We start from the raw sequence: 6,159 nt of genomic DNA, 5'->3' as shown, positions 1-6,159 counted from the left end.
GGGCCGCAAGCATCGCGACGACCAGCTCGCCCGCGCGCGCGGCGCGCGCGTCGCCGCACACGAGCACCACGCTGCGGGGGTGCAGGCCGTGCAGGCGGTCGAGGATCTGCTCGTCGACGGCCGCGGCGGTGGCCCGGATCTGGGCCCCACCGAGCGCGGCGAACCGCAGGATCCCGTCGACGTCCGCGTCGATCAGGGCGTCCGTGTCGTCCAAGTCGAGGAACGAAGAGGGAGCCGTCATGGCTGCGCCACCATCCTTCCGACTCGAACCGTCCCGGCGCCGGGCCCCGGGAACTCGATTATCCCCGCCACGGATACTTCCGTCACGCGCGCACGATTGCCAGGATTTCCCTCACCAGCGCGTCGACCTGTTCGGCGGTGCGGGCCTCGACGTTGAGCCGCAGCAGCGGCTCGGTGTTGGAGGCGCGCAGGTTGAACCAGGCGCCGTCGGCGAGGTCGACGGTGACGCCGTCGAGCCGGTCGACCGATTCGGCACGATCGCCGAATGCCTCGAGCACGGCGGCGGTGCGCTCCGCGGCGTCGGCGACGGTGGAGTTGATCTCCCCGGACGCCGCGTACCGGTCGTAGCCGGCCATCAGCTCGGACAGCGGCCGGTCCTGCCCGGCGAGCGCGGCGAGCACGTGCAGCGCGGCGAGCATGCCCGAGTCCGCGCCCCAGAAGTCGCGGAAGTAGTAGTGCGCGGAGTGCTCCCCCCCGAACACGGCCCCGGTCTCGGCCATCTGCTGCTTGATGAACGAGTGCCCGACGCGGGTGCGGACGGGCTTGCCGCCGAGTTCGGCGACCAGTTCCGGCACGGCGCGCGAGGTGATGAGGTTGTGGATGATCGTCGACCCGGGTTCCTTGGCGAGTTCCCGCGCGGCCACCAGCGCGGTGACCGCCGACGGAGTGACCGGCTCGCCGCGCTCGTCGACGACGAAGCAGCGGTCGGCGTCGCCGTCGAAGGCGAGTCCGAGGTCGGCACCGGATTCGCGCACGAGCTTCTGCAGGTCCACCAGGTTGGCGGGATCGAGCGGGTTGGCCTCGTGGTTGGGGAAGGTGCCGTCGAGTTCGAAGTACAGCGGCACGAGGTCGATCGGGAGCGCGCCGAACACCGCCGGCACCGTGTGCCCGCCCATGCCGTTGCCGGCGTCGACGGCGACCTTCAGCGGACGCATCGCCGACAGTTCCACCCGCGAGCGGACGAACGCGGCGTAGTCGGCGAGCACGTCCCGTTCGGAGACGGTGCCGGGGGCGCCGTCGAAGTCCGGGACGCCGGCGACGAGTTCGGCGGCGATGGTGGCGAGGCCGGTCTCCTGCCCGACCGGCTTCGCCCCGGCCCGGCACAGCTTGATGCCGTTGTAGCGCGCCGGGTTGTGGCTCGCGGTGAACACGGCGCCGGGGGCCTCGAGGATGCCGGAGGCGAAGTACAGCTGGTCGGTGGAGGCGAGTCCGATGTGCACGACGTCGAGTCCCTGGGCGGTGACGCCGGCGGCGAAGGCCTGCGACAGCTGCGGGGACGATTCGCGCATGTCGTGGCCGATCACGATGCGGGTGGCGCCGCCGTCGCGCATCAGGCGAGCGAAGGAGGCTCCGACATCACGGACGAACCCCGCATCGAGCTGTTCTCCCACCACGCCACGCACGTCGTATGCCTTGACCACGGCGGACACGGACTCGGCAGATCTCGCCACTGTTGCTGCTCCTGATCGTCGACTGGCACCGCCGCCTCCGCGGCGGGGCACGGTCAGCCTAGTGGGCGACGATCAGGACGTGGGATCGGGCAACACGCGCAGGTGGCCACGGCGGCCGGTGCGGGCCGTGGGCGGCGCGGCCAGCGCCGTGGGGACACCGGAATCGGTGTCGTCGGAGTCGGTTCGGGCACGCTCGCCGAGACCGGCCTCACGCACCGCTTCGGCCAGGGCGGTCAGGTCGTCCTCGTCCGGAGTGCCGGTGGTGAAGGCACCCTCGTACCGGACCAGCTCCCACCCCTTCGGCGCGGTGATCCGCGAGCCGTGCGATTCGCACAGATCCCACGAGTGCGGCTCGGCGACCGTCGCCAGCGGACCGACGACCGCGGTGGAGTCCGAGTACACGTAGGTCAGCGTCGCAACAGCAGGGTTCTTGCACCCAGGCCGGCAGCATCGACGCAGTGATCTCACAGTCGGAGAGTAGCGCGCCGTCCGCCCGGGGACTATCCGGACACACCGGAGAACCCGGTACGGATTTTCGTGTCGTACTGTCCAGAGCATGCACCGATCGCGCCGTTCCCGCCCCGTGACGTCCCGCTCGGTCGCGCGACGCGGCCGCGGCGTGCGCGGGCCGTTGTTCCCGCACGAGCTGCCGGCGTGGCGCTCACGGGCGGAGAAGTTCGATCTGCTCGTGCTGGGGGCGTTCGCCCCGATCGACGCGCAGTGGCACGACCGGCTGACCAAGCTCGACATCGCCGTCGACGAGGTGCCCAAGATCCGCGCCCTCGACCCCGACTCGGTGAACTGGCCGTCGGAGGTGGTCGCGGACGGTCCGGTGCCGCTGTCGCGACTCGTGCCCGCGGGGATCGACCGCCGCGGCGCCGCGACGCGGGCCCGGATCGTGCTCTTCCGCCGCCCGCTCGAACTGCGGGCGAAGGATCCCGAGGATCTCACCGATCTGGTCCACGACGTCCTCGTGCACCAGGTCGCCACCTACCTCGGCGTGGAACCCGAGGTCATCGACCCCGAGCTCGGCGGCTTCGACGAGGACTGACGTCCTCAGACGATGCCGCGCTTGAGGCGCCGGCGCTCCCGCTCCGACAGACCGCCCCAGATGCCGAAGCGCTCGTCGTTGGCCAGCGCGTATTCGAGACACTCGTCCCGGACCTCGCAGCCCAAGCAGATCCGCTTCGCCTCCCGGGTCGATCCGCCCTTCTCGGGGAAGAACGCCTCGGGATCCGTCTGCGCGCACAGCGCGCGTTCCTGCCACTGTTCGTCGCCACCGTCGGATGGGTCGCCGAAACCATCGATCAGGCTGAGCACGGGTCGCGCGGGCGCGTCCCCCCCGATGCCGTCGATGTCGTCCCGAACGTCCTCGCCTGCAGTGTCGATGCCTGCAGTGTCGATCCGAGAGCTCTCGAACCATTCGCGCTCGTCGGCCATCGTTCGCCTCCTCACCTGCAGCGCTGCAACTCTCGTCGAAACCGGCCCACTCCGCGCCATCCCCGGTCGAACATGCGTTCGAATGCAGTTCACCACAACCGATCTCGGCCCCGGTTCACTGGAAATGACACTTATGTGATTAGACACGTGGGGCGTGTCGCGGTCAAGCCGAGCGGCGCCGCTGCCTTACCATCCGGGGTTCTCCACCGTGCCGGTGCGCACCCGCCGCCCGGGCGCGCAGGCACCCCGGCAGCCCACCCGGCGCACCGCCTAGGCTTGCCCTGTGAACGTGACTGTATTGGTCGGCGGCGTCGGAGGTGCGCGTTTTCTCACCGGCGTGCGCCGGCTCCTCGGCATCGAACCCGGCCGCGACCTCGACCCCGACGCCGCACACCGGGTCACCGCGATCGTCAACATCGGCGACGACGTCTGGATGCACGGGCTGCGGATCTGCCCCGACCTGGACACGTGCATGTACACCCTCGGCGGCGGGATCGACACCGAACGCGGATGGGGCCGGGCCGACGAGACCTGGCACGCGAAGGAGGAGCTGGCGGCCTACGGCGCCACACCCGACTGGTTCGGTCTCGGCGACCGCGACATCGCGACCCACCTGCTGCGCACCCAGTTGCTGAGCGCCGGATACCCGCTCTCGGCCGTGACCGAGGCCCTGTGCGACCGGTGGAAGCCCGGCGTCACCCTGCTCCCGGTCTCCGACGACCGCAGCGAGACCCACGTGGTCATCACCGATCCGGCCGACGGCGAGCAGCGCGCCGTGCACTTCGAGGAATGGTGGGTCCGGCACCGCGCGCAGGTCCCCACGCACAGCTTCGCGCACATCGGCGCCGAGAAGGCCGCCCCCGCTCCCGGAGTGCTCGCGGCGATCGAATCGGCGGACGTGGTGATCCTCGCCCCGTCGAACCCGGTGGTGAGCATCGGCGCGCTCCTCGCGATCCCCGGCCTGCGCGGCGCGCTGCGCACCACGTCCGCGAAGATCGTCGGCCTCTCGCCGGTGATCGACGGAAAGCCGTTGCGCGGCATGGCCGATGCCTGCCTCGACGTGATCGGCGTCGAGTCGACCGCCCAGGGCGTCGGGCGGCACTACGGCGCCCGCAGCGGCGCGGGCCTGCTCGACGGGTGGCTGATCCACTCCACCGACACCGCCGATGTGCCCGGCGTCGAGGTGCGCAGCGTGCCGCTGCTCATGACCGATCCGGACGCGACAGCCGAGATGGCTCGCGCCGCATTAGAACTGGCAGGAGTGACCCCGTGACCATGCCCACCGACACGGCCACCGGGACCGCCGCCGGAGTGCGCGACCACTCCCCCGGGCGGCCGATCGAGATCCTCCCGGTGCCGGGCCTGCCCGAGTTCCGGCCCGGCGACGACCTCGCCGCCGCAGTGGCCACCGCCGCACCCTGGCTCGCCGACGGGGACGTCCTCGTCGTCACCAGCAAGGTCTTCTCCAAGGTCGAGGGCCGCATCGTCGACGCCCCCACCGATCCCGAGGCCCGCGACACGCTCCGGCGCCGCCTCGTCGACCAGGAGGCCGTACGCGTGCTCGCCCGCAAGGGCCGCACCCTCATCACCGAGAACCGGCTCGGGATCGTGCAGGCAGCCTCCGGGATCGACGGCTCCAACGTCGCCGCGTCCGAGCTCGCCCTGCTGCCCGAGGACCCGGACGCGAGCGCCGCGGCGCTGCGGGAGCGCCTGGGGACCCTGCTCGGCGTGACGGTCGCGGTGGTCGTCACCGACACGATGGGCCGGGCCTGGCGCGTCGGCCAGACCGACGCCGCGATCGGTGCGGCCGGGATCCCGGTCCTGCACGAATATGCCGGATCCCGGGACGCACAGGGCAACGAGCTGTTCGTCACCTCCGTCGCCGTCGCCGACGAGATCGCCGCCGCGGGCGACCTCGTCAAGGGCAAGCTGGGCGGGGTACCGGTCGCGGTGGTCCGCGGTCTCGACCTGCCCGACAACGGTTCCACCGCACAGGAACTGATCCGCGGCGGGGAGGACGACCTGTTCTGGCTCGGCACCGCCGAGGCACTCGAGCAGGGCCGCCGTGAGGCGCTGCTGTTGCGCCGGTCGGTGCGCGAATTCTCCTCGGAACCGGTCGATCCCGAGGATCTGCGGGACGCGGTCGCCGAGGCGCTCACCGCTCCGGCGCCGCACCACACCCACCCGGTGCGGTTCGTCTGGGTCCGCACCGAGCAGGTCCGCCGGCGGCTGCTCGACCGCATGCGCGAACGCTGGGCCGCCGACCTCGCCGGCGACGGGCTCGACCCGGCGGCGATCGACCGCCGGGTCGGCCGCGGCGCCATCCTCTACGGCGCCCCCGAAATGGTGATCCCGTTCTGGGTTCCCGACGGCGCACACAGCTACCCCGACGCCCGCCGCACCGCCGCCGAGGCCACGATGTTCACCGTCGCCGCCGGCGCTGCCGTGCAGGGGTTGCTGGTCTCGCTCGCCGTGCGCGGGCTCGGCAGCTGCTGGATCGGGTCGACGATCTTCGCCCCGGACGTCGTGCGGCGTGAACTCGGCCTGCCCGGGGACTGGTCGCCGCTCGGCGCGATCGCGGTCGGGCACCCCCTCGAGCCGGCGACACCGCGCGTTGCCCCCGCGGCCGGCGACCTGCTGCTGGAGCTTTGAGGTGACCGCGTCCACGCTGCACGCCTCGGCCGTCGACCGGCTGCAGAACTGGCGGACCGACTCGGTGGACGCGGAGTCGCTGCGGCACACCATGCTCGCGTTCCTCGACGCCGCGCCCGAGGGGTGCCTCCGCAGGCACGTGCCCGGGCACGTCACGGCGTCGTCGCTCGTGCTCGACGCCGACCGCCGGCACGTGCTGCTCACCCTGCATCCCCGGGTGGGGCGGTGGATCCAGCTCGGCGGGCACTGCGAGGAATCCGACGAGACGGTCGTCGGGGCGGCGCTGCGGGAGGCGACCGAGGAGTCCGGCATCGAGAACCTGGTCATCGATCCGGAACTGCTCTCGGCGCACACCCATCCGATCACCTGCTCGCTG

General features: G+C 71.9%; 7 protein-coding genes and 1 pseudogene. 4 read left to right on the top strand and 4 right to left on the bottom strand.

Translation table 11 applies throughout. The features are described from left to right. From CQZ88_RS02110 to CQZ88_RS02100, 3 genes and pseudogenes are all read right to left on the bottom strand, one after another. Positions 1–241 (bottom strand): annotated as a pseudogene (locus CQZ88_RS02110) (tobH protein); the annotation flags it as partial. Between the two features lie 82 nt (positions 242–323). Next, positions 324–1,691, bottom strand: coding sequence for a phosphomannomutase/phosphoglucomutase (locus tag CQZ88_RS02105; protein ID WP_102799170.1), 1,368 nt, complete (start codon positions 1,689–1,691; stop codon positions 324–326). A gap of 72 nt (positions 1,692–1,763) precedes the next feature. Then, positions 1,764–2,159 (bottom strand): DUF3499 domain-containing protein, encoded by a 396-nt coding sequence (locus CQZ88_RS02100; RefSeq protein ID WP_170914101.1) that lies wholly within the window; start codon positions 2,157–2,159, stop codon positions 1,764–1,766. An 88-nt stretch (positions 2,160–2,247) separates the two neighbouring features. On the opposite strand from CQZ88_RS02100, the gene CQZ88_RS02095 reads away from it, so the two are divergent. Then, positions 2,248–2,742: a metallopeptidase family protein gene (locus CQZ88_RS02095; RefSeq protein ID WP_037201001.1), complete on the top strand. Its 495-nt coding sequence runs from the start codon at positions 2,248–2,250 to the stop codon at positions 2,740–2,742. A gap of 5 nt (positions 2,743–2,747) precedes the next feature. Here the strand turns inward: CQZ88_RS02095 and CQZ88_RS02090 are convergent, their stop codons facing one another. Then, positions 2,748–3,011, bottom strand: coding sequence for a WhiB family transcriptional regulator (locus CQZ88_RS02090; RefSeq protein ID WP_170914112.1), 264 nt, complete (start codon positions 3,009–3,011; stop codon positions 2,748–2,750). 403 nt (positions 3,012–3,414) lie between these two features. On the opposite strand from CQZ88_RS02090, the gene cofD reads away from it, so the two are divergent. The 3 genes from cofD to CQZ88_RS02075 all read left to right on the top strand — a co-directional run. Continuing rightward, positions 3,415–4,404, top strand: a complete 990-nt coding sequence (gene cofD / locus CQZ88_RS02085) for a 2-phospho-L-lactate transferase (RefSeq protein WP_029544620.1) — start codon at positions 3,415–3,417, stop codon at positions 4,402–4,404. 2 nt (positions 4,405–4,406) lie between these two features. Next, a complete protein-coding gene (locus CQZ88_RS02080; protein ID WP_037201795.1) occupies positions 4,407–5,783 on the top strand; it encodes a coenzyme F420-0:L-glutamate ligase in 1,377 nt (458 codons plus the stop codon). 1 nt (position 5,784) lies between these two features. Continuing rightward, the coding region (locus CQZ88_RS02075) for an NUDIX domain-containing protein (RefSeq protein ID WP_146034235.1) at positions 5,785–6,159 on the top strand (375 nt) is incomplete at its 3' end.

The organism is Rhodococcus sp. ENV425, from assembly GCF_002887785.1.
Lineage (GTDB): Bacteria > Actinomycetota > Actinomycetes > Mycobacteriales > Mycobacteriaceae > Rhodococcus > Rhodococcus aetherivorans.
Note: the sequence above shows the minus strand (reverse complement) of the source record. Positions and strands in the feature narration are given on the sequence as shown.